Raw genomic sequence first — 26,124 nt, 5'->3', positions numbered from 1 at the left:
GCGTCCGCGACTGGACGGGGCAGCTGATCGACGGCTTCTGGATGGCCTGGACCTTCCCGGTCGCGCTCTTCTTCTGGTGCATCGCCGGGCTCCTGATCATCATGACGCTCCTCGCCATCCGCTACCCCGAAACACCGCGCGTCGGCATCTTGCGCATCGAGACCACCCGCGGCGACCGGCTGTTCATCACCCTTCTGGGCTCGGCCTTCATCCATCTTGGCTGGCTCTTCTTCGCGGGCCCCGACTTCCTCTGGGGCGCGCTCATCCTCTCCCTCGTCTATGCCGCGGCGGTCTTTCGCTGGGTCTAGACGCGGGCAAAGAAGACCCCCGGGCAGGGCGGAAGACCTGCCCGGGGCAACGAACCGAAACGTCTCACCAATTCTCGGGAGGATACACATGAGACTTCGTTCAACCGCAACAGCCATGGCGCTTGCGCTGATGGCGATGCAGGCCCCCGCCTGGGCCGACATGGAGGCGGCGAAAGCCTTCCTCGACACCGAAATCGGCGACCTGTCGGTGCTGAGCCGCGCCGATCAGGAAGCGGAAATGCAATGGTTCATCGACGCGGCCAAACCCTACGCGGGGATGGAGATCAAGGTCGTCTCGGAAACCATCGACACCCACAGCTACGAATCCAAGGTGCTGGCCCCGGCCTTCACTGCGATCACTGGCATCAAGGTCACGCATGACCTGATCGGCGAAGGCGACGTCGTCGAAAAGCTGCAAACGCAGATGCAGACCGGCGAAAACATCTACGACGCCTACATCAACGACTCGGACCTGATCGGCACCCACTGGCGCTACCAGCAGGCCCGCAACCTGACCGACTGGATGGCGGGCGACGGTGCTGCGGTGACGAACCCCGGCCTCGACCTGGCCGACTTCATCGGCACCTCCTTCACCACCGGGCCGGACGGCAAGCTTTACCAGCTTCCCGACCAGCAGTTCGCGAACCTCTACTGGTTCCGCTACGACTGGTTCTCGGATCAGAAGACCAAGGACGACTTCAAGGCCAAATACGGCTATGACCTCGGCGTTCCGGTCAACTGGTCGGCCTACGAGGACATCGCTGAGTTCTTCACCGGCCGCGACATGTCCTACATGGGCGGGCCTGCCACCGGCGTCTATGGCAACATGGACTACGGCAAGAAGGACCCGTCGCTCGGCTGGCGCTATACCGACGCGTGGATGTCGATGGCCGGGATGGGCGACGTGGGCGAGCCGAACGGGTTGCCGGTCGACGAATGGGGCGTCCGCGTGGACGAAAACTCCCGTCCCGTCGGCTCCTGCGTGGCCCGTGGTGGCGCGACCAACGACGCGGCGGCGGTCTATGCCGTTACCAAGGCGATCGAGTGGCTGCAGAAATACTCGCCGCCGGAAGCGCAGGGCATGACTTTCAGCGAAGCCGGACCGGTTCCTGCCCAGGGCGCGATTGCCCAGCAGATGTTCTGGTACACCGCCTTCACCGCGGCCTCGGTCGCGCCGGGAACGCCGGTGATGAACGAGGACGGCACGCCGAAATGGCGCATGGCCCCCTCGCCGCACGGCGCCTACTGGCAGAAGGGCCAGAAGATCGGCTACCAGGACGCCGGGTCCTGGACGCTGATGCAGTCGACCCCGGTCGACCGCGCCCAGGCCGCCTGGCTTTACGCGCAGTTCGTGGTGTCGAAGACCGTCGACCTGAAGAAGTCCGATGTCGGCCTGACCTTCATCCGTCAGTCCACCATCGACAGCCAGCACTTCACCGACCGGGCGCCCAAGCTGGGTGGCCTGATCGAGTTCTACCGCTCGCCCGCCCGCGTCCAGTGGTCGCCGACGGGCACGAACATCCCGGACTATCCGAAGATGGCGCAGCTCTGGTGGCAGAACATCGGCGACGCCATGTCGGGCGACAAGACCCCGCAGGAAGCGCTGGATGCGCTCTGCTCCGAGCAGGAAAAGGTGCTGGAGCGGATCGAGAAGTCGGGTGTCCAGGGCGACATCGGCCCGAAGATGAACGAAGAGAAGGATCCGCAGGAATGGCTTGACGCCCCGGGTGCCCCGGTCGCCAAGCTGGAGAACGAGGATCCGACGCCGGAAACCATCAGCTACGACGAGCTGATCAAGTCCTGGCAGAACTGACGACAATGGGGCGGGCGGTGCCGAAGGGTGCCGCCCGCGCCCGATTTCTTCGAAGAAATCGGACCGGACTTTTCGAAAAGCTTGGCCCCCTCCGGCACCGGTGGTCTGCCACGGTCAGAAATTAAGAATTCCCTAACGTCCGCAGACAACCCATTGTAATCGTTGGCTCTGAAAATCTGTCCACCGTGGACACATCTTCCCGCAGGCTTCTCGAATGACCCATATCCTCGCCATCGACCAGGGTACCACCTCCTCCCGCGCGATCCTGTTTGACCAGGCCCTCCGCCCCGTCGCCTCCGCCCAGGAAGAGTTCCGCCAGCACTACCCCCACCCCGGCTGGGTCGAGCACGACCCCGCCGATCTCTGGTCCACCGTCGCCGCGACGGCCCGGGCGGCCATCGAGAAGGCCGGGATCAAGGCGACCGACATCGCCGCGATCGGCATCACCAACCAGCGCGAGACGACCCTGATCTGGGACCGCGCGACCGGCCAGCCGATCCATCCGGCCATCGTCTGGCAGGACCGGCGCACCGCCGCCACCTGCGCCGCCCTGAAGGCTGCCGGGCACGAGACGTCGATCACCGCGAAGACCGGGCTCCTCCTCGACCCGTATTTTTCGGGGACGAAAGTGAAGTGGCTCCTCGACCATGTCGAAGGCGCGCGGGCGAAGGCCAACCGAGGCGAGCTGGCCTTCGGGACCGTCGACAGCTGGCTGATCTGGAACCTCACCGGGGGGAAGGTCCACGCCACCGACGCCACCAACGCTTCCCGCACCCTCCTCTACAACATCGCCAAGGGCGAATGGGACGCCGACATCTGCGGCCTCCTCGACGTGCCCCTTTCCCTCCTTCCGGAAGTAAAAGACTGCGCCGCCCCCTTCGGCCTGACCCGCCCCGACCTCTTCGGCCGCGAGATCCCGATCCTCGGCGTGGCGGGTGACCAGCAGGCGGCGACCGTCGGGCAGGCCTGCTTCAGCCCCGGGATGATGAAGTCGACCTACGGGACCGGCTGCTTCGCCCTGCTGAACACGGGCACCGACATGGTCCCGTCGAAGAACCGTCTCCTCACGACCATCGCCTACCAGTTGCAAGGCAAGCCCACCTACGCCCTCGAAGGCTCCATCTTCATTGCCGGTGCCGTGGTCCAGTGGCTCCGCGACGGGCTGAAGATCATCCGCGAGGCCAGGGAAACCCAGCCCCTCGCCGAGAAGGCAGAGGAAGCGCAGGGCGTGATCCTCGTCCCCGCCTTCACCGGCCTTGGCGCGCCCTACTGGCGGCCGGAATGCCGGGGGGCGATCTACGGCCTCACCCGGAACTCCGGTCCCGCCGAATTTGCCCGCGCGGCGCTGGAAAGCGTCGGATACCAGACCCGGGACCTTCTGGAAGCGATGTGGGCCGACTGGGGGGCTGCGGCGGACGGCGTCCTTCGGGTGGACGGCGGGATGACCGCCAGTGACTGGACCATGCAGTTCCTGTCCGACATCATCGGCGCCCCGGTGGACCGACCGAAGGTGACGGAAACCACGGCCCTGGGTGCCGCCTACCTTGCCGCGATGCAGGCCGGGGTCGCGGGCGGGCCGGAGGAATTCGCCAAGTCCTGGGCGCTTGACCGTCGGTTCACCCCCGCGATGGACGCCGCCACCCGGGATGCGAAATACGCCCGCTGGGGCAAGGCCATCGCCGCCACGATGTTGGTATGATCCCCTTCGGCATCACCGCCCCCGGTCGCATCCTCTTTGGCCGGGGCGAGGCCGCGAAGGCCCCCGCCCTGATCCGCGCCTTCGGTTCAAGGGTGCTGGTCGTTCATGGCGCGAATGCAGCCCGGGCAGCCTGGCTCCGAATATCTGACGCGGAAGTTCAGGCTCTGCCCTGCGCGAGCGAGCCGACACTGACGATGCTGGAAACCTCACTTCGCTGGACACGCGGTCTTGGGCCGCAGGTCGTGGTCGGTCTGGGCGGGGGCGCTGTCATGGATTTTGCCAAGGCCCTTGCCGCTCTCATCCCCGCCTCCGGGGGGCCGATGGACCATCTGGAGGTCGTTGGCAAGGGCCTGCCCCTGAAGGCCGATCCCTTGCCCTTCATCGCGGTGCCGACCACGGCGGGAACCGGGGCTGAGGTCACGAAGAACGCCGTCATCGGCCTGCCGGACCTTGGCCGCAAGGTCAGCCTGCGTGATGACCGGATGGTGGCACGGCTGGCCATCGTCGACCCGGCCCTGACTGACTATTGCCCGAAGGCAGTGACGCTGGCCTCCGGCCTCGATGCGGTGACGCAGGTGATCGAGCCCTTCGTCTCGTTGAAGGCCACGCCCTACACCGACGCGCTGGCGGGGCCTGCCATCGGCACAGGGTTGGAGGCGCTGATGCGGCTGATGCAGGGCGAGGATGCCGAAGCGCGCGACCGGATGGCCTGGGTCAGCCTTTGTGGTGGGCTGGCGCTGGCGAATGCCGGGCTTGGCGCGGTGCACGGGTTGGCGGGCGTGATCGGCGGCCTGACCGGGGCCGCCCATGGCGCGATCTGCGGCGCGCTTCTGGGCCCGGTACTGGCGGCGAACCGAAAAGCCGCCGGAGGTGAGGCTCGCGAACGGTTGAACCAGGTCTGCACCATGCTTGCCGAGGTCCTGGGCTCGACCGCTGCCAAGGCGCCTGCGGCGTTGCAGGCCTGGGCCTGGGCCGAAGGCCTGCCGGGCCTTGCCGCGCAGGGGGTGGCAGAGGAACAGCACCAGGGCATCGTCGCGGCGGCGCTGGAGGCGTCCTCGATGAAAGGGAACCCGGTGGTACTGCCTGAGCGCGACCTGCGCGGGATTCTGGAGGCAGCGTAAGGCGGGGTGGGCAGATTCCCCACTCTGCTATTGCGGTCTGTACAGTGTACAAACTGTCCGCGGGTGCTTCCGCATGTTGACCCGGATCAAGGCGGCAGGCCGCCAAGGAGTCTATGCTTCACGCGGGCTTGCGAAGGAGGTGTTTCGATGCGCCTGATGATGATCCTGTACTCGATGATCGCGACCGCCATGGCCGGAACCGGCGTGATCGCCGTCCTGACCACGGGCCACGGAACGCTCTGGCCCATCCTCATCGCTGCGGCTGCCGGAGCCGCGCTGGCCCTGCCTGTCGCCTGGGCGGTGGCCCGGCAGATCGAATGATCAGGCTTCCAGGAAGACCCTGACCGTCTCCTCGAACTCGCGCGGTTTTTCGGCGTGGAGCCAGTGGCCCGCGCCCGGGATTTTCGCGAAGCGTGCCTTGGGGAACAGGGCGCGGATCGTCTCGCGGTGTTCGGGGCGGACATAGGGGCTATCGGTCCCTGTCAGGAACAGGGCGGGGTTCGGGAACACGCCTTCCGTTCCCGGCCAGCCGACGATCTTCGGCATCTCGGCTTCCAGCGCGGCGAGGTTCAGCTTCCAGCGCGGCGGGTGCTGGCGCAGGTCCAGCGACTGCAGAAGGAAGGCGCGCAGGGCGGCATCGTCAAGGCTTTCGGCCAGTGCCGCATCGGCCTCGGCCCGGGTCCTGATCCGCGACAGGTCCAGCGCGGCCATGGCGCGGGCGTGGCGGCTCTGGTCATGGGAATAGGCGACCGGCGCGATGTCAGCCACCACGAGGCGTCGGATCAGCCGGGATCGGGTCAGCGCAAGCTGCATCGCGGCCTTGCCCCCCATCGAATGCCCCAGGAGATCGACCGGTACGCCCAGGCTTTCGATCACCTCGGCCAGGTCGGCGGCCATTTCGGGGTAGCCCTGCACCGGGAACCGCGGGCTGTCGCCGTGGTTTCGCATGTCGACGGCCACCACCTCGCGCCGGTCGGCCAGGCGGCGGGCGATCACGCCCCAGTTGCGGGCCGAGCCGTAGAGCCCGTGGGCGATGACCAGGGTCGGGGCGTCCGTCCGGGTTGCGGCGGGATGGCGGATCGTGGCAAGCATGCGGGTTTCCATAGCGATATCGAGAGCTTCAGGCCAGAGCGGTTGAACATCCGGGCGAACAACTCTAGGTTCGGCAAACGGCGGCAGAGGGGTGGCGGATGAGTGCGGTGACGATCCATCAGATGGCGGATCGGGTGGCCCAGCTTCTGGAGGAGAGGCTGGGGCTTGGGGGCCGTGACCTTTCGGCCAAGCTGAAGCGCGCCGGGCGGATGCTGCCGAAAAAGGTGCGGGACAGCGGCAAGGTGCTGGCCGCCGCCGCGCACAAGGCGCAGAATCCGAAGCTGCTGGGCCAGATCGACATGGGTGACGTGACCGAGGCCTATGATGTCTGCGTGAAGCATCTGATCGCCATTGATCCGGTCGGGCGGCGGCGGGACCTGTTCGCCGGGATGGTCGGGTCGGTCGGGCTCGGGGTGCTGGTGCTGGCCGTCGCGCTGCTGGGCTTTCTGGCCTGGCGGGGATATTTCTGACCCTGTCCACGGTGGACAGATTTTCCGAAATAATGAAAACAACAACTTGCGCGCGGACGTTTACGATCTGGCAAGGTCTTCCGCAGTCGCGCCAAAGTCCAAAGGCCGGGAAGACAGGGCGCTGCGGCTGACCAGCGTGACCGTCACGAAGGCCACATACAGCAGCAGATACCACGACCCGAGCTTGGCGAAGCTGACCATCTGTCCCGGTGCCTGGCCGGAGTAGATCCAGGTTCCCGTCGCCGTGCCGATGTTTTCCGCCACCCAGAGCGCGAGGGCCGAGAGGGCGGCTGCCAGCGGCAGCGGCATCCACCAGTGCCGGTCATGGATGCGGAACCAGATCCGGGTCCGGGCGTAGAGCGCAACCGTCGCGACGAACAGCGCCAGCCGGATATCCGGCAGGAAGTGATGCGCGAAAAAGTTGACGTAGATCGCGAGGGCCATGAGGACGGTCAGCGCAAAGCGCGGATAGGGGGCGAACGCCATGTCGAAGACCCGGATCACCCGGGCCATGTAGCTGCCGACGGCGGCATACATGAAGCCGGAGAAGAGCGGCACGCCCATCAGCTTGAATACTCCGGCTTCGGGATAGGCCCAGGAGCCGGCATCGACCTTGAACCATTCCATCGCCGTGCCTGTCAGGTGGAAGAGAAGGATGACGCGGGCTTCCTCCCAGGTTTCGAGTTTCGTCCAGAGGAACAGCGCCTGCGTGGCGATGGCGAAGAGGAACAGCGCGTCATAGCGGTGGAGGGGCCAGCCGGGTTGCCAGACGAGCTTGGAGGTGATGATCGCCGCCAGGAGAAGCCCGCCGAAAAGGCAGGCCCAGCCCTGTTTCAGGACGAACATCACCAGTTCAGCGACGGCAAAGGGCAGCCGCGCCCGGGCCCAGTCGCCCATGCGGTGTTCGAGGGAACGGGTATCGGGGGCGGTCATGCGGTCCTGCGCGTCGGGGCAGGGGGAACCAGACAGGCAGGAGTTTGCGCCGTCAAGGCTGGGAAACCGGAACGACAGGGTCGAAGCGGTAGAAGAGGTTCGGCTCGGACACGATGAAGACCGCGCCGTCGGGGCCGATGGCGACGCCCTCCGCCTGCGGCACCGACCGGGTCAGGCCGTGCCAGCCGGACCAGAGCGTCAACAAGCCAAGCGGCGCACCGTCGGGGGCGTATTCGGCCAGGACCGAGGACATGTCGCTGAGCAGGAGCATGTTGCCGGTCGGGTCATGCACCGTGACCGAGGAGAGGTCGGCGACGAAATGCCCGGCCCAGCTGTCGGGCTGCCATTCCCGCACGGTGACGCCCAGTCCCCGGCCCTGCACCGCATCGTCGAGTCCGCCGATCACCAGCACGCGGACCGGCCACATCTCCTGCACGATCACCAGTTCCTTGCGGCGCTGGTCCCAGGAAATGCCTTCGAACCCCATGTTCTCGAAGGCGCCGAGGTCGAGCGAGAGGAAAGGCGCTGCTTCCGTGTCGAGGCTGGCAGTGTCCGGGGTGATCGTGACCCAGGACAGGCGGTGGCGGCCTTCGTCCACCAGGATGAAGCGGTCGCCCTCGACATGGGTGATGCCTTCGACGTCGCGCGCCCCGGTCAGCGGGATGCGGCGCAGAAGCCGACCGTCACGCGACAGTTCGGCCAGTTCTGGCGGGCGGTTGATGACGGTGAAAAGCGTGCCGGTCGCCGGGCTGAAGGTCAGGCCCGAGGTGTTGTCGTCAAGGCCCGGGATCGGCTGGCCCTCGATCCCGACCCGGTAGCTGGCAAGGCCGAGCATCGGGGAGCCGGGTGATGCGCCGCGCATCGCAAGCTGATGTGCCACCAAGCCGACAAGCCCGCTGACCCAAAGGCCAGCGGCAAGGATCAGGACAATTCCGGCCAGCAGCCAGGGGCGCTGGCGCAGCGTCATTCGCCGCGCTGCCAGGCGCGGATCGGCATGTCCCTCGGCCAATCGCTGTCTCACATGTTGAACATCTTCTGGACCGCCGTGCGCAGGGCAGCGCCGCACATCGGGTGCAGGTCAAGGCGTGGATAGGACGTCTTCAGCTGGTCGCAAAGGTTGCCGTCATAGATCGACACCAGCCACATGTGCCCGCCGCCATAGCCGGTTTCGGCTGCGACCGGGTTCATCAGCGGGCTGACGCGGCCGTCCTGGCTGCCGCCCTGATAGGCCTGATGCGCCCGGATCGCGGCGTCGAGGTCGGGGCCGAAGGGACCCGAGGGCTGGACCTTGGCGATGGCCGCGACCAGGGCCACCGACTGCGGTTTCTCGTTCGGCTTCAGCTTGCGCATCTCGTAATAGGCAAGGCGGCAGAATTCGACATCATCCAGCCGGTTGGGCATGCCCTGTCCGACATGGGTATGGATGTTGAACATGAAGCCGGTGTTCTCGGCGTAAGTGCATTTGACCATGATCTGCGTCTCCGGAAACCGGCAGAGGATAGCACGGCGAAGGTCCGTTCGCCGCGCTATTTCGTCAGGCTGGCCGGAGCCGCGGCCTTACAGCCCCGGATAGATCGGGAAGCGTTTGCAGAGCGCCTCGACCTCGGCGCGGACCTTTGCCTCGACCGCGCCGTTGCCGTCCTCGCCGTTTGCCGCGAGGCCCTCGACGACCTCGATGATCCAGGCCGCGATCTGGCGGAACTCGACCTCGGTGAAGCCGCGGGTGGTGCCGGCAGGGGTGCCGAGGCGGACGCCGGAGGTGATGGTGGGCTTCTCGGTGTCGAAGGGGATGCCGTTCTTGTTGCAGGTGATCCAGGCGCGGCCGAGCGCCTTCTCGGTCGCGTTTCCCTTCACGCCCTTGGGGCGCAGGTCGACCAGCATCAGGTGGCTGTCGGTGCCGCCGGTGACGATGTCGAGCCCGCCCTTCATCAGCGCGTCCGCCAGCGCCTGCGCGTTCTTCACCACCTGCGCCTGGTAGGTCTTGAACTCTGGGCGCAGCGCCTCGCCGAAGGCCACGGCTTTCGCCGCGATCACATGCATCAGCGGCCCGCCCTGGATGCCGGGGAAGATCGCCGAGTTGACCTTCTTGGCGATCTCCTCGTCGTTCGTCAGGATCATCCCGCCACGGGGCCCGCGCAGGGTCTTGTGGGTGGTGGTGGTCGCGACATGGGCATGCGGGAAGGGGCTGGGGTAGATCCCCGCCGCGACGAGACCGGCGAAGTGCGCCATATCGACGAGGAGGAAGGCGCCGACCGAATCCGCGATCTCGCGCATGCGCTTGAAGTCGATGATCCGGGGGATCGCCGAGCCGCCCGCGATGATCAGCTTCGGCTGGTGCTCGGTGGCCAGTTCCGCCAGCTGGTCGTAGTTCAGCGTCAGGTCCTGCTTGCGGACGCCATATTGCACCGCCTTAAACCACTTGCCCGACTGGTTCGGGGCGGCGCCATGGGTGAGGTGGCCACCGGCATCAAGCGACATGCCGAGGATGGTGTCGCCGGGCTTGAGGAGGGCCTGGAACACGCCCTGGTTGGCCTGGGAGCCGGAGTTCGGCTGCACGTTGGCAAAGCCGCAGTCGAAGAGCTGCTTTGCCCGGTCGATCGCCAGGTTCTCGGCCACGTCGACAAACTGGCAGCCGCCGTAGTAGCGCTTGCCGGGGTAGCCTTCGGCGTATTTGTTGGTCAGGACCGAGCCCTGCGCCTCCATCACCGCGCGGGAGACGATGTTCTCCGAGGCAATCAGCTCGATCTCGTGGCGCTGGCGGCCAAGCTCCTGCGTCACCGCCCCGAACAACTCGGGATCGCGCGAGGACAGGGGTTCGGTGAAGAAGCCGGGGTCGCGGGCGGTGGCGGTCATGGGGGATCCTTTGGGGCGGGTGAGATTTGCGCGGCTATTTAGACCACGCATCCGCGTCGGGAAAGGCAAGAAAGCGACAGGAACCGCGACGGCTGCGAAATTGGCAGGGGCAAGGAAACCGGCGTGGCGCAAAGGAAACCGGGGCTTGAGTTTGCGGAACGGGGCGGCCAAGACTGGCGGGAACGAAGGGATGGCCCATGCAGCGACAGCGGATCCGGTTCACGGCCTCGAAGGCCCCGGCGGCACTGGCGGCGCTCGCGGCGCTGACGGCGGCCTATGGCCAGGCCGATATTCGTCGCGCCGAGGTGGTCGTGGCGCTGGGGGGCGACGGGTTCATGCTGCAAACCCTGCACGCCGCGCATGGGCAGAGGCTGCCGGTCTACGGGATGAATTGCGGCACCATCGGCTTTCTGATGAACGCCTATGCGCTGGAGGACCTGCCTGCCCGGCTGGCGGCGGCGGAGGAGACGTCGATCAACCCGCTGTCGATGCGGGCCGAGACGACCAGGGGGAAGGTTACGGAAGCGCTGGCGATCAACGAGGTTTCCCTGCTGCGCCAGGGCCCGCAGGCGGCGAGGCTGCGGGTCAGTATCGACGGGCGGGTGCGGCTGGAGGAACTGGTCTGCGACGGGGCGCTGGTGTCGACGCCGGCGGGATCGACGGCCTACAACTATTCCGCCCACGGGCCGATCCTGCCCATCGGCGCGGATGTGCTGGCGCTGACGGCGATGGCGGCCTTCCGGCCCCGACGCTGGCGCGGCGCGCTCTTGCCCCGGACGGCGGTGGTGCGGTTTGACGTGATCGACCCGGACAAGCGGCCGGTGATGGCGGATGCGGACAGCCGCTCCTCGACCCGCGACGTGACCAGCGTCGAGGTCCGCACGGACGACAGCGTCAGTCACCGCCTGCTGTTCGACCCTGGCCACGGGCTGGAGGAACGGCTGATCGGCGAGCAGTTCGTCTGAAGGATCAACCGGCTTTGGCGCTCCAGGCCTCGATCTTACGGTAAAGCGTCGAGGGCGAGACATCGAGCACCCGGGCAGCCTTGGGGATCGAGCCGCCGTGCAATGCCAGCGTCGCCTCGATCAGGCGGCGTTCGGCTTCCGCAAGGGGCAGGCCGAGGAGGGACTCGGCGGTCAGCGCCTCCGAGGCAAGCGTCGGGAGGGCAGGTGCGTCGGAGGCGGCGTCTTCGTCGGTAAGGCCCGGCGGCAGCATCTCTGGCGTGACCCAGCCGCCCGGATTCAGCACCACGACGTTGCGCATCACGTTCAGAAGCTGCCGCACGTTGCCGGGCCAGGGGTGCGACTGCATCAGCGCGCGCACCGAAGGATCGAGGCCATGAAACTCGCGACCCTCTTCCTGCGCAAAACGGAACAATGCCGCTTCGGCGATCTCGATCACGTCCTGGCCACGGTCGCGCAGGGGAGGCATGTGGATCGGGACGACATAGAGCCGGTAATACAGGTCCTCGCGGAAATGGCCGCGGCGAACGGCATCCAGAGGATCGCGGTTGGTGGCGCAGACGATGCGGACGTTGACCTTGCGCGGGCGCGTGGCGCCGACCGGCTGCACGGTGGAGGTTTGCAGGAAGCGCAGGAGTTTCGTTTGCAGGGCGGGGGCCATTTCGCAGATTTCGTCGAGGAAGAGCGTCCCGCCATCGGCCGCCGCCGCGGCGCCGGGCTTGTCGGAAATCGCGCCGGTGAAGCTGCCCTTCATGTGGCCGAAGACTTCCGATTCCAGCAGGTCCTGCGGGATCGCGCCGCAGTTCAGCGCGATGAAGGGGCCGCCCGCACGGTTGGAATTGGCATGGACCGCCAGCGCGCACAGCTCTTTCCCGGTGCCGCTTTCGCCGGTGATGAACACCGTGGCCATCGAGCGGGCGACCGAGGCGATGGTGCCATGGATCCGCCGCATCGTGTCGGACGAGCCGATGAAGCCCGACCCTTCGGCGATCTGCCCGGCATCCCGGCTGCGGGTGGCAGAGGCGGTCGCCGGATCGACGGCCTTGTCGGTGTCGCGCGGGGTGGCCTCGGCAAGTGCGTTCTGCACGGCGGACAGGAAGCGACCCTCGTCGAAGGGCTTGACCAGGAAGTCATGCGCCCCCGCCCGCATCGCCTCGACCGCGCGGTTGACCGAGCCGTTCGCGGTGATGGCGATGACCCGGGTTTCCGGTTGCAGCGCCTGGATTTCCTGCATCACTTCCAGCCCGTCGCGGTCGGGCAGGATCAGGTCCAGAAGCACGACCATCGGCCGGTGCGCGCGGAACTGCTCCAGCCCTTCCGAGGCGGTTGCGGCCACCGCAACCCGGTGCCCGGCGGTGGCAAGGATCGAGCGGTAGACCATCTGAAGGGACAGGGTGTCTTCGACGAGAAGCACCGAGGGACGGGACAGGGGCGTGGCAGACTTCATCGGGCGGTTCCGTTCGGCGGGCGCGTGGCGCGGACCAGCTGGATCAAAATGGCAAGTTCGCTGCGCAAGGGTGGCATCAGCGTATCCAGCGCATCGCTGTCCTGCCGGTGGGCGATGGCGTTCAGAGTTTCGGACATGGCCTGCAGCGACAGCGCCCCGACCGAGCCAGCGAGCGAGATCAGCACATGGCTGCCTTCGCGCAGGCGTGTCCAGTTGGCAGTGGCCGCCCCGACGTCCAGCTTGTCTTGGGTGGCCAGCAGATCTTCGGTCAGCCGCGCCAGCAGCTCGACGGCGAGCTCCGGTCCGGTAAGGTCCAGAAGGTGGCCGAGACGCGACGGGTCGAAATCGGCCAGTCCAACCGACATCTCCGGCTGCGGCTGCGACAGCCGGACGATGGCATTCTCGATCAGGACCAGGTCCGCCTTCTGATCTGCGGTCTCAAGATGCGGACGCAAGGCATCGACCGCACGGCGGAGATCCTGCAGGGGGCCGAGGATCGGGTCGGCGGACAGGGTCTTGGTGCGAGACATGCGGTCAGAATGCGAAATGCGACGGGGGTCTTTGCATAATGCAAAGATTGCCGCAGGCTTCGCCCGCTGTCCAGAGGCTTCACATCAGGCCTTCGCGAGGCCGAGGCTTCGCAGGGCCGTCGTGATCTCGTCCAGGATCGCCGGATCATCGATGGTCGCAGGCATCCTCCAGGGCTGGCTATCGGCGATCTTGACCATGGTGCCGCGCAGGATCTTGCCGGACCGGGTCTTCGGCAGGCGGTCCACCACCACGGCGCGCTTGAAATCGGCGACCGGGCCGATCTGGTCGCGCATCAGTTTCACGCATTCCTTCACCACCTCGTCATGCGGGCGGTTGCTGCCCTTGTTGAGGCAGAGGAAGCCCAGGGGCGACTGGCCTTTCAGGTCATCCGCCACGCCGATCACCGCGCATTCGGCGACGTCCTTGTGGCTGGCCAGCACCTCCTCCATCGCGCCGGTCGACAGGCGGTGGCCCGCGACGTTGATCACGTCATCGGTGCGGGCCATGATGTAGAGATAGCCGTCGGCGTCGACGTAGCCCGCGTCTCCTGTTTCATAGTAACCGGGGAAGTGGTTCAGGTAGCTTTTCAGGAACCGCTCCTCGGCATTCCAGAGGGTCGGGAGCGTGCCGGGAGGCAGGGGCAGTTTGATCGCGATGGCGCCAAGGGTGCCGGGGCTGACCGGGTGGCCGCCCTCGTCCAAGATTTGTACGGTGTAGCCCGGCATCGCCACGGAAGGCGAGCCGATCTTGACCGGGAGATGTTCAATCCCCAGCGGGTTCGCGGCAATGGCATAGCCGGTTTCGGTCTGCCACCAGTGGTCGATGACGGGCACGTTCAGGTGCTTCCCGGCCCAGTGGATCGTGTCGGGGTCGGCACGTTCTCCGGCCAGATAGAGGGCCTGAAGCGTCGGCAGTTTCGGCACCAGCTTGCCGTCCGGATCCTCGCGCTTGATAGCGCGGAGCGCGGTGGGGGCGGTGAAGAAGCTCTTGACCTTGTGCTCGGCAATGACGCGCCAGAAGGCGGCGGCGTCGGGGGTGCCGACGGGTTTGCCTTCGTAGACCACGGTCGTGCAACCGGCGATCAGGGGGGCATAGCAGATGTAGCTGTGGCCCACGACCCAGCCGACGTCGCTGGCGGCCCAGAACACATCGCCTGCGCCGACATTGTAGATCGCGCGCATGGTCCAGTTGAGGGCGACGAGATGCCCGGCGGTGGGGCGGACCACGCCCTTCGGCGCGCCGGTGGTGCCGGAGGTGTAGAGGATATAGGCCGGGTGGTTGCCTTCGACCGGCACGCAGTCGGCCGGGGTCACGCCGTACTGGAATTCGTGCCAGGCGACATCGCGGCCGGGGGTGAGCCTTGCCACCTCCTGCTCGCGCTGGAAAATGACGCAGAAGTCGGGCTTGTGGGTAGCCAGGTCGATGGCGGCGTCGAGGAGCGGCTTGTAGTGGACCGTGCGGGAGGGCTCGATCCCGCAACTCGCGGCGATGATGGCTTTAGGCGTGCAATCGTCGATACGGACGGCCAGTTCATTGGCCGCAAAGCCGCCGAAAACGACGGAATGGATCGCGCCAAGCCGGGCGCAGGCGAGCATCGCTTCCAGCGCCTCGGGGACCATCGGCATGTAGATGATGACCCGGTCGCCCTTCTGGATGCCCTTGGCGCGCAGCGCCCCGGCGAGGCGGGCGACGCGGTTCTGGAGTTCCGCGTAGGTGATGACGTGCTTGGTCCCGGTGACGGGGCTGTCGTGGATGATGGCGGGCTGCTTACCCCGGCCCGCGACGACATGGCGGTCGACGGCGTTCCAGCAGGTGTTGACGGTGGCGTCGGTGAACCATTCGTAAAGCGGCGCGCGGGAGGCGTCGAGCGCGCGGGTGGGTTTCGTCACCCAGTCGATGCCGCCTGCGGCAGAGAGCCAGAAACCCTCGGGATCGTCCTGCCAGCCTTTGTAGATCTGTGCGTAGCCCATCGCGATCTCCCCCCGCCGATGTCTCCTGCCGCCGGTGGTATGCCATGGGATGCCGTTCGCGCAACGCTGTTACCGGCAACAGGCTGCCGCTAATTTGCAGAACTGGCGGATCGGCGGTCGAATAATTTGCAAATTTCGCCGTCGAAGCAAACCCCGCTGCCGCAGCGCGCGCGATTTGCAAATGGTGGCGGAGCCTTTGAAGGCTCCGGTCCGATTTCTTCGAAGAAATCGGTGATTCGTCAGCCGTAGTGCGCGACGGGCGTCCCCGCGATGGCGGACATGTTCAAGAGCCCCCGCGCGGTGATCGCCGGGGTCACCACATGCGCCCGGTTGCCCATGCCCATCAGGATCGGCCCGACCTCCAGCCCCCCGGCCTTGACCTTCAGGATGTTCCGCACGCCCGAGGCGACCTCGGAAGACGCGAAGACCAGCACGTTCGCCGCGCCTTCGTAGCGTGATCCCGGCAACAGGCGGTCGCGGATCGACTGGTCGAGGGCGGCGTCGAGGTTCATCTCGCCCTCATAAGCGAAGTCGGGTTCGCGCTGGTCCAGAAGCTCCAGCGCATCACGCATCCGGCGGGCCGAGGCGTTGTCCATGTTGCCGAACTGGCTTTGCGTGCAGAGCGCGATCTTCGGAGTGATGCCGAAGCGGCGGACGTGGCGGGCGGCGCCGATCACCGTCTCCATGATCTGTTGCGGGCTGGGTTCGGAATGGACATGGGTGTCGGCGACGAAAAGCGGACCGTCCTCCAGGATCATCAGCGACAGCGCGGCCACCGGATGCAACCCGCCGCGCGCAAGGATCTGGCGGACATAGCCCAAGTGCCAGTTGAACTGGCCGAAGGTGCCGCAGATCAGGCTGTCGGCTTCTTCGCGATGCACCATGATCGCGCCGATGGCGGTGGTGTTGGTGCGCATCACGGCGCGGGCGGTGTCGGGGGTGACGCCGCGCCGGGCCATCAATTCGTGATAGGTGCCCCAGTAGTCGCGGTAGCGGTGGTCGTTTTCCGGGTTCACCAGATGGAAATCGCGACCCGGCCGGATCGGCAGGCCGGCACGTTCACAGCGCGCTTCCACGACTTCCGGGCGACCGATCAGGATCGGGAGGTCCGTCGTCTCCTCCAGCATCGCGTTGGCCGCGCGCAGGACGCGCTCATCCTCGCCTTCGGCAAAGACGATGCGGCGGGTGGCCATCTTCGAGGCCTCGAACACCGGGCGCATCAAGAGGGCGGATTTGAAGACCGAGCCGTCCAGCTTGCGCTTGTAGGCGTCCAAGTCCTCCAGCGGTCGGGTGGCGACGCCGGTTTCCATCGCGGCCTTTGCGACCGCGCTGGCGACGACACCGATCAGCCGGGGGTCGAAGGGTTTCGGGATCAGGTAGTCGGGGCCGAAAGACAGCGTCTCGCCGCGATAGGCGGCGGCGGCTTCGGCGCTGGTGGTGGCGCGGGCCAGTGCAGCGATGCCTTCGATGCAGGCCAGTTCCATCTCGTCGTTGATGGTGGTGGCGCCCACGTCGAGGGCGCCCCGGAAGATGAAGGGGAAGCAGAGGACGTTGTTGACCTGATTGGGGAAGTCCGACCGTCCGGTGGCGATGATCGCGCCGGGGGCGACCTTGCGGGCCTCGTCCGGCAGGATTTCCGGGGTGGGGTTCGCCAGCGCGAAGATGATCGGGTTCGGCGCCATGGTCTCGACCATCGGCGGGGTCAGCACGCCCGGGCCGGAAAGGCCGAGGAACAGGTCAGCGCCCCTGATCACGTCGGCCAGCGTGGCGGCCTTGTCGCCTTGCGCGAAGGCCTCTTTCTGCGGGGTCATCTGCGCCGTGCGGCCCTTGTAGACCAGCCCCTCAAGGTCGCAGAGCCAGACGTTCTCGCGCTTGACGCCCAGCTTCACCAGCATTTCAAGACAGGCGATCCCGGCAGCCCCCCCGCCGGTGGAGACAACCTTGATGTCGGCGAAGGACTTGCCCGCGACGATCATCGCGTTGGTGGCGGCTGCCCCCACGACGATGGCGGTGCCGTGCTGGTCGTCGTGGAAGACCGGGATGTTCATCCGCTCGCGGCACAGCTTTTCGACGATGAAGCAGTCGGGGGCCTTGATGTCCTCAAGGTTGACCGCGCCGAAGCTCGGTTCCAGCGCGCAGACGATGTCCGCAAGCTTCACCGGGTCGGGTTCGTTCACCTCGATGTCGAAGCAGTCGATATTGGCGAATTTCTTGAAGAGGACGGCCTTGCCTTCCATCACCGGCTTCGAGGCCAGCGCGCCGATGTTGCCAAGGCCAAGAACCGCAGTCCCGTTCGAGATGACGGCAACGAGGTTGCCCTTCGAGGTGTAGCGGCTGGCGGTGGCGGGATCGGCCTTAATTTCGAGGCAGGCCTCGGCCACGCCGGGGGAATAGGCGCGGGCGAGGTCGCGACCGTTTGCCAGCGGCTTCGTGGCGCGGATCTCCAGTTTCCCGGGCTTCGGAAATTCGTGGTAGTCCAGCGCCGCCTGCCGTGCCGCCTGTTTCGCCTCGTCCTGCCGGTCGTCGCTCATCAACCCCTCCCGCAGATGGTTTAACGTTGAACCATCCCATTTGTCCTGCTTGCGGCCCGGTTAGTCCGCGCGGCTTTGCCGTGGCAGAATGCCTGCATTCCACGAAGATGGAAATCAATGAAAACCAGCAAGTGTTTTCCGGCTTTGCACGAAGGTGCCGGTGGTGGCGGGAAAGATAGTATACTGAATTGTATGATTTCCCGCTTGAATTCAGCAAATGTCTGCAAAATGGGCTGGACTTCGGATTCAAATAGTATACTTTTAACGCACCTCTCCCCTTGGCCCTCATGACCCGCACCAGCCACCGCATCCGCATCCATGACAGCCTGCGCTCCCGCCTGATCCGCGGCGAGATCGCGCCGCAAATGCGTCTGGTCGACCATGCCATCGCCGCCGAGATGGGGGTCAGCCGGATGCCGGTGCGCGAGGCGCTGATGCAGCTTGTCTCGGAAGGCTATCTGGAAAGCACCAGCCGCGGCTTTGCCCTGCCGAACCTGACCCCCGACCGCATTGCCGAGGTCTTCGTCCTGCGCCGCCTTCTGGAGCCGCATGCGGTGGCGGGCGTGGCGCGCGACCGGACCGAGGCCGACCTTGCCGCCATGCAGGCCGCCCTGGCGGAGGCCGAAGGTGCGGGGCCGGATGTGACGGGTTTTCATCGCGGCGCCGAAGCCTTTCGCAACATCTGGGTGCAGGCGGTGCGCAACGGCGAACTCCGCCAGTCGATCCAGCGCTATTCCGGGCAGGTCCAGTCGGTCCGCTTTGCCACGCTGACCGACCCGCTGGCGCGGGCGGCCACCCTGTCGGGGTTGCAGGCCCTGTTCAAGGCATTCCGGGCCGGAGATGGCCTTGCCGCGCAGGACCGGATGCTGCGCTTCATCTACGACGCCGAGGAAAGCTACCGCCGGGGCCTTGCCACCGGCCTGATCGCGTGAAGGAGTGACTATGACCGACGCTGCTGAAATCCGTGCCGAGATCCGCCTGCCGACGCAGGAGTTGCGCAACGACCTGCCATTCTACACGAAGACGCTGGGCTTCCGGCTGGACATGATCTTCCCCGCCGACAACCCCTCGGTTGCCGTGTTGTCCGGGCATGGCGTGCGGCTTCGGATCGAGAAGGGGGCGCCGGAAGCCCCTGGCACGCTGCGCATCCTGACCGACGATCCGGGCTTTGCCGGAGGCGCGAAGGCGCTGACTGCACCGAACGGGACGAAGGTGGAGATTGACGAGCTGAACCCGCCCGTCGTGACCCCTGCAACAGAACATGCCTTCGTCGTCCGCCGCCTGGCCGACCAGGCCCCCTGGGTGATCGGGCGGGCGGGGATGGAGTATCGCGACCTTGTCCCCTCGCGCCTGGGCGGGGCGATGATCGCGAGCCACATCCGGGTGCCGGATGGTCCGGTGCCGGACATGGTGCATTTCCACAAGGTGGGCTTCCAGCTGATCTTCTGCGTCGCGGGCTGGGTGGATGTTCTCTATGAGGATCAGGGCGATATCCGCCGCATCCACGCTGGGGACTGCTTCATCCAGCCCCCCGGCATCCGCCACAAGGTGCTGCATTCCGAAGGGGTGCAGGTGGTGGAGATCGGGGTTCCGGCGGAACATGTCACCGAGATCGACCACGAGATGAAGCTGCCGACCGCACACTACCGGCCCGACCGGGAATGGGACGGTCAGCGCTTCGTGCATGACATCGGGGCGAAGGGAGTGTTCAAGCCCTTCCGAATCCCCGGCTTCGAGGCGCGGGACACGACGATCAACGAGAACACCAAGGGCGTGGCCTCGGTGATGGTCGCCCGGCCCACCGGCCCAGCGGTACCCTGGACGGTGCATGATGGCGACATCCTGTTCACCTTCGTGATGACCGGCGGGATGACGCTGGAGGGTGAGGGCAAGGAGCCCTTCCGCCTGTCGCCCGGCGATGCCTTCGTGATCCCGCCCGGAATGGCGACGCGCTATGCCGACCCGACCCCCGACCTGGAACTGCTGGAAGTGACGCTGCCCGGCAATCCGCCCACGCGGGTCCTCTGACCCGCTTGCAGAAACGCCGCACACGCCCCACACTCTGACCAAATGGTCAAACAGGGGATGGCGATGACGCTTCTGGAGGCGGCGACAGCGGTCAGGGAGCGGGCCTATGCGCCCTATTCGCGCTTCAAGGTCGGGGCGGCGCTGCGGTCGACCAGCGGCGCGGTGCATGTCGGCTGCAACGTGGAAAACGTGGCCTACCCGGAAGGAACCTGCGCCGAGGCCGGGGCGATTGCGGCGATGATTGCCGCCGGGGATACCCGCATTGCCGAGGTTTGCGTGATCGCCGACAGCCCCGATCCGGTTCCGCCCTGCGGCGGTTGCCGCCAGAAGATCGCGGAGTTTGCCGGGCAGGAGGTGCGCGTCACGCTCTGCACCACCGACGGCAAGTCGAAGGTGATGACCGTGGCCGAGCTTCTGCCCGGCGTCTTCACCGCGGCCCACATGGAACGGACATGAGCGACGCCCGCAGCATCATTGCCCGGGTGCGCGACGGCGGCCAGCCCTCGCCCGATGACCTGCGCTGGTTCGCCGCCGGTCTTGCCTCGGGCGCGGTGACGGATGCGCAAGCGGGGGCCTTCGCGATGGCGGTGCTGTTGAAAGGCCTGTCCGAGGAAGGCCGCGTCGCGCTGACCACCGGCATGCGCGATTCTGGCCGCGTGCTGGAGTGGGACCTGCCGGGCCCGGTCGTCGACAAGCATTCCACCGGCGGGATCGGGGATTGCACCTCGCTGCTTCTGGCCCCCGCGCTGGCCGTCTGCGGCGCCTATGTGCCAATGATCTCGGGCCGGGGGTTGGGCCATACCGGGGGTACGCTCGACAAGCTGGAGGCGATCCCCGGCTTCCGCACCGGCCTGACGGAAGGCGCCTTGCGCAAGCAGATGGCGGAGGTGCATTGCGCCATCGTCGCGGCCTCTGCCGACCTCGCGCCCGCCGATCGGCGGCTTTACGCGATCCGCGATGTCTCGGGCACGGTGGAGAGTGTCGACCTCATCACCGCCTCGATCCTGTCGAAGAAGCTGGCCGCGGGGCTGGAAGCGCTGGTGCTTGACGTCAAATGCGGCTCGGGCGCCTTCATGAAGACGCCCGAGCGGGCCGAGGCGCTGGCGCGCGCGCTGGTGAAGACGGCGCAGGGGGCGGGCTGCATGACCTCTGCCCTGATCACCGACATGTCGCAGCCGCTGGCCACGGCGGCGGGCAATGCGCTGGAAGTGATCGAGGTGATGGAGACGCTGACCGGCACCTCGGTCAACGCAGCACTTTGGGATGTGACGGTGGCGCTGGGGGGCGAGGTTCTGGCGTTGGCGGGCCTGGCTTCCGACGCGAGCGACGGCGAGGGGCGGATCGCGCAGGCGCTGGAATCGGGTGCGGCGGCGGAATGCTTCGGGCGGATGGTGGTCGCGCAGGGGGGGCCTGCGGATTTCGTCGACCGCTGGCCGGACCGGCTGCCCTCGGCCCCGGTGATGCTGGAGGTCCCCGCGCTGTCCGACGGCTATGTGACCGCCGTCGATGGCGAGAGGCTGGGCCTGGCGGTCGTCCATCTTGGTGGCGGGCGGCTGCGCGAGGGCGACAAGGTGAACCCCTCGGTCGGGCTGTCCGACCTGGCGGGCATCGGCGAGGAAACCGGCGCGGGCGTGCCGCTCTGCATGGTCCATGCCCTGACGGAGGAGGCCGCGCGGGCGGCGATAAGGGCGGTGCAATCGGCCTATGTGATCGGCCCCGAACCGCCGGTCGAACCGGACCTGGTGCAGAAGAGGATCGGCTGATGGCGCGAGCGTTCCTGATCGTGATGGATTCGGTGGGCTGCGGTGGCGCCCCCGATGCGGCGGCTTTCGGCGACGAGGGGTCGAACACGCTGGGCCATATCGCCCAGGCCTGCGCCGAGGGCCGGGCCGAGGTGGGGCGGACGGGCCCCTTGAGGATGCCGAACCTTGACCGGCTGGGGCTGGGGGCGGCGATCCGGCTGGCCTCCGGCGCGCCGACGCCGGGGCTGGATGCGGTGCCGCAGGGCCTCTGGGGCGCCGCGACCGAAGTGTCGAAGGGCAAGGACACGCCCTCGGGCCACTGGGAGCTGTCCGGCGTTCCGGTGCCCTGGGACTGGACCTATTTCCCCGATACCATCCCCGCCTTCCCCGACGACATCGTGGCCGAGGTCTGCCGTCTGGCGGGGACCGAGGGCATCCTTGGCAACTGCCATGCTTCCGGCGTGCCGATCATCGCGGAACATTGCGAGGAACATCTGCGGACCGGCTGGCCGATCTGCTATACCAGCGCCGACAGCGTGTTCCAGATCGCCGCGCATGAAGAGGCCTTCGGGCTGGAGCGCCTGCTGAAGCTCTGCCAGGACCTCGCGCCGATGTTGCATGCCCGCAAGGTCGGCCGGGTCATCGCGCGGCCGTTCACCGGGACCTGCGGCAACTTCAGGCGGACCTCTAACCGCCATGACTATGCCATCGCCCCCCCAGCGCCGACGCTTCTGGACTGGGTGTCGGGCGCGGGGCGGGCAACCCATGCCATCGGCAAGATCGGCGACATCTTTTCCATGCGCGGGATCGGCACCTTGTCGAAAGGAAAGTCAGACGCTGATCTTTTCGAACATCTTGTCCGCCTTGGCGGCGAAGCAGAGCCCGGTTCCTTGACCTTCGCGAACTTCGTCGAGTTCGACACGCTTTACGGCCACCCCCGCGACGTGGCGGGCTATGCACGAGCGCTGGAATGGTTCGACGCGGGCCTTCCCCGATTCTTCGCCACGCTGCGGCCGGGAGATCTGGCGATCTTCACCGCCGACCACGGCAACGACCCGACCTATCGCGGCACCGAACACACCCGGGAACGGGTGCCGCTCACCGGTTGGGGAGTGGGCCTGCGCGACATTGGCTTGCGGGCCTTCGTCGACGTGGGGGCAAGCATCGCCGCGCATCTGGGGGTGCCGTCGCAGGGCCCGGGGCGGAGTTTCCTGTGACCACTGGCGGACCGGGGGTTTCACACCCCCGGACCCCCGTGGGATATTTGCGCCAGTATGAAATGAGGAGCGTTCCGTGAGTGGATTGCCGAAGGTCGAACTGCATCTGCATCTGGAAGGCGCAGCGCCTCCATCCTTCATCGCCGGGCTGGCGAAGGAGAAGCATCTGGACATATCGGGCATCTTCGATGAGCGCGGCCACTACCGCTACAAGGATTTCTGGGATTTCCTGAAGGTCTACGAGGCGGCGACCTCGGCCCTGCAGACGCCGGAGGATTACCGGCGGCTGGTGCTGGCCGTGCTGGAGGAATCGGCGGCCTCGGGCGTGGTCTATTCCGAGACCTTCCTTTCCCCCGATTTCTGTGGCGGCCGCGATGTCGGGGCCTGGAAGGAATATCTGCACGCGATGCAGGAGGCAGCGGATCAGGCCGAACGGCAGATGGGGATCACCCTGCGCGGGGTGATTACCTGCATCCGGCATTTCGGGCCGGAGAACGCGCGCGAGACGGCGGTCTGCGCGGCCGAGACGGCGGGCGACTGGATCGTGGGCTTCGGGATTGCGGGCGACGAGAAGATCGGCGCGCCGAAGGATTTCCGCTGGTCCTTCGACTGCGCCCGCGAGGCCGGGCTGCGGTTGACCGCCCATGCGGGCGAATGGGGCGGGCCGGAGTCTGTGCGGGATGCGGTGCGCGACCTGGAGGTGGAGCGGATCGGGCACGGGGTGCGGGCGATCGAGGACCTGGCGCTGGTGGATGAACTGGCCGAGAAGGGGATCGTGCTGGAGGTCTGTCCGGGATCGAACGTGACGCTCGGCATCTACAAGACTTTCCGCGACCATCCGATTGCCGAACTGGACCAAAGGGGCGTGAAGGTCACGGTCTCGACCGACGATCCCCCCTTCTTCCACACCACAATGGCGCGGGAATACGAGGAGTTGCACCGCGCCTTCGACTGGGACGAGGGGCAATTCCGGCGCATCGCGCGCCAGTCGCTTGACGCGGCCTTCTGCGATGCCGATACCAAGGCGAAGATCGCGAAGCGCCTGGAGGTTTGACATGCTGGATCACCTGACCGTCGTCAGTCACCCGTTGGTCCAGCACAAGCTGACGCTGATGCGGGAGAAGGACACATCGACCGCCAGTTTCCGCAAGCTTCTGCGCGAGATCAGCCTGCTTCTGGCCTATGAGGTCACGCGGGAGCTGCCGATGACCACCAAGCGGATCGAGACGCCGCTCACGGAAATGGACGCGCCGATGATCGAGGGCAAGAAGCTGGCGCTGGTCTCGATCCTGCGGGCGGGGAACGGCCTTCTGGACGGCATCCTGGAGCTGATCCCTGCGGCGCGGGTGGGGTTCGTGGGGCTTTATCGGGACCCGGAAACGCTGCAACCCGTGCAGTACTACAACAAGCTGCCCGACCATATGGAGGACCGGATCGCCATCGTCGTCGATCCAATGCTGGCGACGGGCAACTCCAGCGCGGCGGCGGTGTCGCTGTTGAAGGCGGCGGGGGCCAAGCAGATCCGCTTCCTGTGCCTTCTGGCCGCGCCCGAAGGCATCGCCCGGATGAAGGAGGCGCATCCCGATGTGCCGATCGTCACGGCGGCGGTGGACAGTCACCTGAACGACCACGGCTACATCGTGCCGGGCCTTGGCGATGCCGGGGACCGGATGTTCGGGACGAAATGATCCGGGCCTTTGTCTTTTCGCTGCTGCTCGTGGCGAGTCCCGCCGCGGGCGAGCCCACCCGACCCGCCGAACTGCCGCCTTCCGATTATGCCGGGCAGCAATATGTCGACAGCAAGGGTTGCATGTTCGTCCGTGCCGGGCGGCCGGGCGAGGTGGTCTGGATTCCCCGCGTGACGCGCGAGGGCAAGCCGCTCTGCGACAACCCGCCTTCGGGCCACCGCGTGCCGGTGGTCGAGGAGATCGGCGTGCAGCCGGTTCCTTCGACCGGAGCCAGCGGGACTGAGGCGGCGGGTGAACCGGCCGATGTCGGCGTGGGGGGCTATTTTGTCGCGGTCGGCAGTTTTGGCGTCCCTGCGAATGCCGAAAAGGCCGAGGCGCGGCTTTCCGCGCTGAAGTACGATGTTGTGCGCGGCCGGGTGCAGGGCGGATCGGGGGCGCTGATCACGGTCTTTGCCGGTCCATTTCCGGATGCCGCGACCGCAACGGCCGCGCGCGACGCGCTCCGCGGCGACGGCTTTGCCGATGCCGTTTTGATCCGGCCCTGACGGCGCCGGTCAGCCGCCGCAGATGCCTTGCAGCGCCACCCATGACTCGTCCGGGATCAGTGGCGAGGGCGCGAGGCCCTTGTAGGGATCGCTCGCGGCAAGCTCGGCTGTCGTCTTGCCCTCGGGGTCGATGGCGAGCGCATAGGGGGTCGCCGGAATCTGCGCCGCCTCGAAGGCCGCAAGCAGGGTCGCGTCCGGCAGGGTCACGGGGGTCGCCCGCAGGATTGCCTCGCCATAGCCGTCAAGCGCGGTGTCGGGCAGGCTGGCAGTGGTCAGAAGCTCGAAGGTTGCACGGAGGCCCGCGTATTCCAGAAGCGGCACGATCGGGTCGCGCGCCTTCATGCGCAGCCGTTCCACCAGCGCGGCCCCTGCGGCGGCCTCGGGGCCGTTCGCCTGTTCGATCAGCTTGCGCGGCAGGATGATCACGTCGCCGGGCAGGTGCAGCGGCCGTTCGACGCCCTCGGGCAGGACGTAGAGGATCGGCGTGTCGACCGGGCCGAAGACCCGTTCGGAGAGGGCTGCAAGCGCCTGAAGCCCCAACTGGTTGTGGCAGGTCGCGCCGGTCACTCGGATCAGGTCATCGAGCGCGCGCTGGCCGATGTCGGCGCGCTGCGCGGGCGGCACGACCGAGGCGGTGTGGCGCACCAGCGCACCCGGCAGCCAGAGGACCGCCGCCAGCACCACCGCCGCCGCGGTGCCTGCAAGCAGAACGCCCCTGAGCCGCCCGGGCCGCGCGGTTGCGGCCTGAACGGCCTGCCGCACGGTGCCAAGGGCCGCGATCATGTCGGGGTCGTCCAGTTCCAGGCTTTCGCTGGCATCGCTGCCCGGGGCAAAGATGGCAGGCTCCTGCCCCTTGTTGATACGCTCGATGGCCGGAAGCGACCAGTGGCTGACTGCGGCACCGCTTTTCGGATCGGACAGGACGAGTGTGGCATCGCCGAAACGCACCAGCACCTCGCGTCGCTGGTCCTGCGGCGTCTCGCGCCACAGGCCCCCGCATTCCAGCCGTTGATACTTCCGTAGCGCCGTCATCGGCTGAAAGGGTCTCTGCCTGTTTTGCCGCAGCTTACCCGGCCCCGGCGGCGGCGACAATGACCCCGCTGCGACACCGGGTCGCTGTCACGCCAGCGACCCGGATTTGTCGGGAAAGGTCGCGTTCGGGCTGGCGCTGCGC

25 protein-coding genes are annotated in these 26,124 nt (G+C 67.0%); 15 read left to right on the top strand and 10 right to left on the bottom strand.

All coding sequences use genetic code 11. The annotated features are described in order from the left end of the window. The first annotated feature begins 41 nt into the window (after positions 1-41). The 5 genes from JNL31_RS12880 (at position 42) to JNL31_RS12860 (ending at position 5,262) form a co-directional block, all read left to right on the top strand. Positions 42-308, top strand: a complete 267-nt coding sequence (locus JNL31_RS12880; protein WP_366928945.1) for a DUF2160 domain-containing protein — start codon at positions 42-44, stop codon at positions 306-308. An 88-nt stretch (positions 309-396) separates the two neighbouring features. Further along, positions 397-2,121: an ABC transporter substrate-binding protein gene (locus JNL31_RS12875; protein WP_294973829.1), complete on the top strand. Its 1,725-nt coding sequence runs from the start codon at positions 397-399 to the stop codon at positions 2,119-2,121. A gap of 214 nt (positions 2,122-2,335) precedes the next feature. Further along, on the top strand, positions 2,336-3,820 hold the full coding sequence (gene glpK / locus JNL31_RS12870) for a glycerol kinase GlpK (protein ID WP_294973827.1): 1,485 nt from the start codon (positions 2,336-2,338) through the stop codon (positions 3,818-3,820). Beyond that, complete coding sequence (locus JNL31_RS12865; RefSeq protein WP_294973825.1) at positions 3,817-4,941, top strand: iron-containing alcohol dehydrogenase; 1,125 nt, start codon at positions 3,817-3,819, stop codon at positions 4,939-4,941. Before glpK ends, JNL31_RS12865 begins: the two co-directional genes overlap by 4 nt. A 147-nt stretch (positions 4,942-5,088) precedes the next feature. Further along, positions 5,089-5,262: a CTP synthetase gene (locus JNL31_RS12860; protein ID WP_294973823.1), complete on the top strand. Its 174-nt coding sequence runs from the start codon at positions 5,089-5,091 to the stop codon at positions 5,260-5,262. On the opposite strand, the gene JNL31_RS12855 is transcribed toward JNL31_RS12860, so the two are convergent. Continuing rightward, positions 5,263-6,033 carry an alpha/beta fold hydrolase gene (locus tag JNL31_RS12855; RefSeq protein ID WP_294973821.1) on the bottom strand — a complete coding sequence of 257 codons (771 nt, stop codon included), beginning with the start codon at positions 6,031-6,033 and terminating at the stop codon, positions 5,263-5,265. A 98-nt stretch (positions 6,034-6,131) separates the two neighbouring features. Here JNL31_RS12855 and JNL31_RS12850 point away from each other — a divergent pair, with 98 nt between their 5' ends. Beyond that, positions 6,132-6,503: a hypothetical protein gene (locus JNL31_RS12850; RefSeq protein WP_294973818.1), complete on the top strand. Its 372-nt coding sequence runs from the start codon at positions 6,132-6,134 to the stop codon at positions 6,501-6,503. 60 nt (positions 6,504-6,563) lie between these two features. On the opposite strand, the gene JNL31_RS12845 is transcribed toward JNL31_RS12850, so the two are convergent. The 4 genes from JNL31_RS12845 to glyA all read right to left on the bottom strand — a co-directional run bounded on the left by JNL31_RS12845 (position 6,564) and on the right by glyA (position 10,289). Next, on the bottom strand, positions 6,564-7,436 hold the full coding sequence (locus JNL31_RS12845; protein ID WP_294973816.1) for a DUF817 domain-containing protein: 873 nt from the start codon (positions 7,434-7,436) through the stop codon (positions 6,564-6,566). 52 nt (positions 7,437-7,488) lie between these two features. Next, a complete protein-coding gene (locus JNL31_RS12840; protein WP_294973814.1) occupies positions 7,489-8,403 on the bottom strand; it encodes an SdiA-regulated domain-containing protein in 915 nt (304 codons plus the stop codon). A 50-nt stretch (positions 8,404-8,453) separates the two neighbouring features. After that, positions 8,454-8,906, bottom strand: coding sequence for a hypothetical protein (locus JNL31_RS12835; protein ID WP_294973811.1), 453 nt, complete (start codon positions 8,904-8,906; stop codon positions 8,454-8,456). An 87-nt stretch (positions 8,907-8,993) separates the two neighbouring features. Continuing rightward, positions 8,994-10,289: a serine hydroxymethyltransferase gene (gene glyA / locus JNL31_RS12830; protein ID WP_294973809.1), complete on the bottom strand. Its 1,296-nt coding sequence runs from the start codon at positions 10,287-10,289 to the stop codon at positions 8,994-8,996. Positions 10,290-10,486: 197 nt separating this feature from the next. Here glyA and JNL31_RS12825 point away from each other — a divergent pair, with 197 nt between their 5' ends. Then, positions 10,487-11,254, top strand: coding sequence for an NAD kinase (locus JNL31_RS12825; protein ID WP_294973806.1), 768 nt, complete (start codon positions 10,487-10,489; stop codon positions 11,252-11,254). Between the two features lie 4 nt (positions 11,255-11,258). On the opposite strand, the gene JNL31_RS12820 is transcribed toward JNL31_RS12825, so the two are convergent. The 4 genes from JNL31_RS12820 to JNL31_RS12805 form a co-directional block, all read right to left on the bottom strand. Then, positions 11,259-12,698 (bottom strand): sigma-54 dependent transcriptional regulator, encoded by a 1,440-nt coding sequence (locus JNL31_RS12820; protein ID WP_294973804.1) that lies wholly within the window; start codon positions 12,696-12,698, stop codon positions 11,259-11,261. Beyond that, on the bottom strand, positions 12,695-13,228 hold the full coding sequence (locus JNL31_RS12815) for a hypothetical protein (RefSeq protein WP_294973801.1): 534 nt from the start codon (positions 13,226-13,228) through the stop codon (positions 12,695-12,697). The genes JNL31_RS12820 and JNL31_RS12815 overlap by 4 nt, the downstream gene beginning before the upstream one ends. Before the next feature lie 84 nt (positions 13,229-13,312). Then, a complete protein-coding gene (locus tag JNL31_RS12810) occupies positions 13,313-15,199 on the bottom strand; it encodes a propionyl-CoA synthetase (protein ID WP_294973798.1) in 1,887 nt (628 codons plus the stop codon). A 239-nt stretch (positions 15,200-15,438) separates the two neighbouring features. Next, the gene (locus JNL31_RS12805; protein ID WP_294973796.1) at positions 15,439-17,730 is read right to left on the bottom strand and encodes an NADP-dependent malic enzyme; all 2,292 of its coding nucleotides are present in this window, start codon (positions 17,728-17,730) and stop codon (positions 15,439-15,441) included. Positions 17,731-18,017: 287 nt separating this feature from the next. Here JNL31_RS12805 and JNL31_RS12800 point away from each other — a divergent pair, with 287 nt between their 5' ends. From JNL31_RS12800 to JNL31_RS12760, 8 genes are all read left to right on the top strand, one after another. Next, positions 18,018-18,662 carry a GntR family transcriptional regulator gene (locus JNL31_RS12800; protein WP_294973794.1) on the top strand — a complete coding sequence of 215 codons (645 nt, stop codon included), beginning with the start codon at positions 18,018-18,020 and terminating at the stop codon, positions 18,660-18,662. Positions 18,663-18,672: 10 nt separating this feature from the next. After that, positions 18,673-19,758 carry a cupin domain-containing protein gene (locus tag JNL31_RS12795; protein WP_294973791.1) on the top strand — a complete coding sequence of 362 codons (1,086 nt, stop codon included), beginning with the start codon at positions 18,673-18,675 and terminating at the stop codon, positions 19,756-19,758. A gap of 42 nt (positions 19,759-19,800) precedes the next feature. Continuing rightward, positions 19,801-20,214, top strand: a complete 414-nt coding sequence (locus JNL31_RS12790) for a cytidine deaminase (protein WP_366928944.1) — start codon at positions 19,801-19,803, stop codon at positions 20,212-20,214. Continuing rightward, entirely contained in the window at positions 20,211-21,521 is a 1,311-nt protein-coding gene (locus tag JNL31_RS12785; RefSeq protein WP_294973788.1) for a thymidine phosphorylase, read from the top strand. Before JNL31_RS12790 ends, JNL31_RS12785 begins: the two co-directional genes overlap by 4 nt. Continuing rightward, positions 21,521-22,717: a phosphopentomutase gene (locus JNL31_RS12780; protein ID WP_294973786.1), complete on the top strand. Its 1,197-nt coding sequence runs from the start codon at positions 21,521-21,523 to the stop codon at positions 22,715-22,717. The genes JNL31_RS12785 and JNL31_RS12780 overlap by 1 nt, the downstream gene beginning before the upstream one ends. A gap of 76 nt (positions 22,718-22,793) precedes the next feature. After that, positions 22,794-23,771, top strand: coding sequence for an adenosine deaminase (locus JNL31_RS12775; protein ID WP_294973784.1), 978 nt, complete (start codon positions 22,794-22,796; stop codon positions 23,769-23,771). A gap of 1 nt (position 23,772) precedes the next feature. Next, positions 23,773-24,405 carry a uracil phosphoribosyltransferase gene (gene upp / locus JNL31_RS12770; protein ID WP_294973781.1) on the top strand — a complete coding sequence of 211 codons (633 nt, stop codon included), beginning with the start codon at positions 23,773-23,775 and terminating at the stop codon, positions 24,403-24,405. Beyond that, positions 24,402-24,950 carry an SPOR domain-containing protein gene (locus JNL31_RS12760; protein ID WP_366928943.1) on the top strand — a complete coding sequence of 183 codons (549 nt, stop codon included), beginning with the start codon at positions 24,402-24,404 and terminating at the stop codon, positions 24,948-24,950. Before upp ends, JNL31_RS12760 begins: the two co-directional genes overlap by 4 nt. 9 nt (positions 24,951-24,959) lie before the next feature. On the opposite strand, the gene JNL31_RS12755 is transcribed toward JNL31_RS12760, so the two are convergent. Then, positions 24,960-25,982 (bottom strand): hypothetical protein, encoded by a 1,023-nt coding sequence (locus tag JNL31_RS12755; protein WP_294973778.1) that lies wholly within the window; start codon positions 25,980-25,982, stop codon positions 24,960-24,962. Between the last annotated feature and the right edge of the window lie 142 nt (positions 25,983-26,124).

Origin of the sequence: Tabrizicola sp. (assembly GCF_016792905.1) — a bacterium.
GTDB lineage: Bacteria > Pseudomonadota > Alphaproteobacteria > Rhodobacterales > Rhodobacteraceae > Tabrizicola.
This window is presented reverse-complemented; position numbering and strand designations above follow the sequence as displayed.

What these genes read in the sequence shown, in the direction of transcription:
- JNL31_RS12880 (WP_366928945.1), top strand. Translation starts at nt 42, where the DNA reads ATGGCCTGGACCTTCCCGGTCGCGCTCTTCTTCTGGTGCATCGCCGGG.
- JNL31_RS12875 (WP_294973829.1), top strand. Translation starts at nt 397, where the DNA reads ATGAGACTTCGTTCAACCGCAACAGCCATGGCGCTTGCGCTGATGGCG.
- glpK (WP_294973827.1), top strand. Translation starts at nt 2,336, where the DNA reads ATGACCCATATCCTCGCCATCGACCAGGGTACCACCTCCTCCCGCGCG.
- JNL31_RS12865 (WP_294973825.1), top strand. Translation starts at nt 3,817, where the DNA reads ATGATCCCCTTCGGCATCACCGCCCCCGGTCGCATCCTCTTTGGCCGG.
- JNL31_RS12860 (WP_294973823.1), top strand. Translation starts at nt 5,089, where the DNA reads ATGCGCCTGATGATGATCCTGTACTCGATGATCGCGACCGCCATGGCC.
- JNL31_RS12855 (WP_294973821.1), bottom strand. Translation starts at nt 6,033, where the DNA reads ATGCTTGCCACGATCCGCCATCCCGCCGCAACCCGGACGGACGCCCCG.
- JNL31_RS12850 (WP_294973818.1), top strand. Translation starts at nt 6,132, where the DNA reads ATGAGTGCGGTGACGATCCATCAGATGGCGGATCGGGTGGCCCAGCTT.
- JNL31_RS12845 (WP_294973816.1), bottom strand. Translation starts at nt 7,436, where the DNA reads ATGACCGCCCCCGATACCCGTTCCCTCGAACACCGCATGGGCGACTGG.
- JNL31_RS12840 (WP_294973814.1), bottom strand. Translation starts at nt 8,403, where the DNA reads ATGACGCTGCGCCAGCGCCCCTGGCTGCTGGCCGGAATTGTCCTGATC.
- JNL31_RS12835 (WP_294973811.1), bottom strand. Translation starts at nt 8,906, where the DNA reads ATGGTCAAATGCACTTACGCCGAGAACACCGGCTTCATGTTCAACATC.
- glyA (WP_294973809.1), bottom strand. Translation starts at nt 10,289, where the DNA reads ATGACCGCCACCGCCCGCGACCCCGGCTTCTTCACCGAACCCCTGTCC.
- JNL31_RS12825 (WP_294973806.1), top strand. Translation starts at nt 10,487, where the DNA reads ATGCAGCGACAGCGGATCCGGTTCACGGCCTCGAAGGCCCCGGCGGCA.
- JNL31_RS12820 (WP_294973804.1), bottom strand. Translation starts at nt 12,698, where the DNA reads ATGAAGTCTGCCACGCCCCTGTCCCGTCCCTCGGTGCTTCTCGTCGAA.
- JNL31_RS12815 (WP_294973801.1), bottom strand. Translation starts at nt 13,228, where the DNA reads ATGTCTCGCACCAAGACCCTGTCCGCCGACCCGATCCTCGGCCCCCTG.
- JNL31_RS12810 (WP_294973798.1), bottom strand. Translation starts at nt 15,199, where the DNA reads ATGGGCTACGCACAGATCTACAAAGGCTGGCAGGACGATCCCGAGGGT.
- JNL31_RS12805 (WP_294973796.1), bottom strand. Translation starts at nt 17,730, where the DNA reads ATGAGCGACGACCGGCAGGACGAGGCGAAACAGGCGGCACGGCAGGCG.
- JNL31_RS12800 (WP_294973794.1), top strand. Translation starts at nt 18,018, where the DNA reads ATGACCCGCACCAGCCACCGCATCCGCATCCATGACAGCCTGCGCTCC.
- JNL31_RS12795 (WP_294973791.1), top strand. Translation starts at nt 18,673, where the DNA reads ATGACCGACGCTGCTGAAATCCGTGCCGAGATCCGCCTGCCGACGCAG.
- JNL31_RS12790 (WP_366928944.1), top strand. Translation starts at nt 19,801, where the DNA reads ATGGTCAAACAGGGGATGGCGATGACGCTTCTGGAGGCGGCGACAGCG.
- JNL31_RS12785 (WP_294973788.1), top strand. Translation starts at nt 20,211, where the DNA reads ATGAGCGACGCCCGCAGCATCATTGCCCGGGTGCGCGACGGCGGCCAG.
- JNL31_RS12780 (WP_294973786.1), top strand. Translation starts at nt 21,521, where the DNA reads ATGGCGCGAGCGTTCCTGATCGTGATGGATTCGGTGGGCTGCGGTGGC.
- upp (WP_294973781.1), top strand. Translation starts at nt 23,773, where the DNA reads ATGCTGGATCACCTGACCGTCGTCAGTCACCCGTTGGTCCAGCACAAG.
- JNL31_RS12760 (WP_366928943.1), top strand. Translation starts at nt 24,402, where the DNA reads ATGATCCGGGCCTTTGTCTTTTCGCTGCTGCTCGTGGCGAGTCCCGCC.
- JNL31_RS12755 (WP_294973778.1), bottom strand. Translation starts at nt 25,982, where the DNA reads ATGACGGCGCTACGGAAGTATCAACGGCTGGAATGCGGGGGCCTGTGG.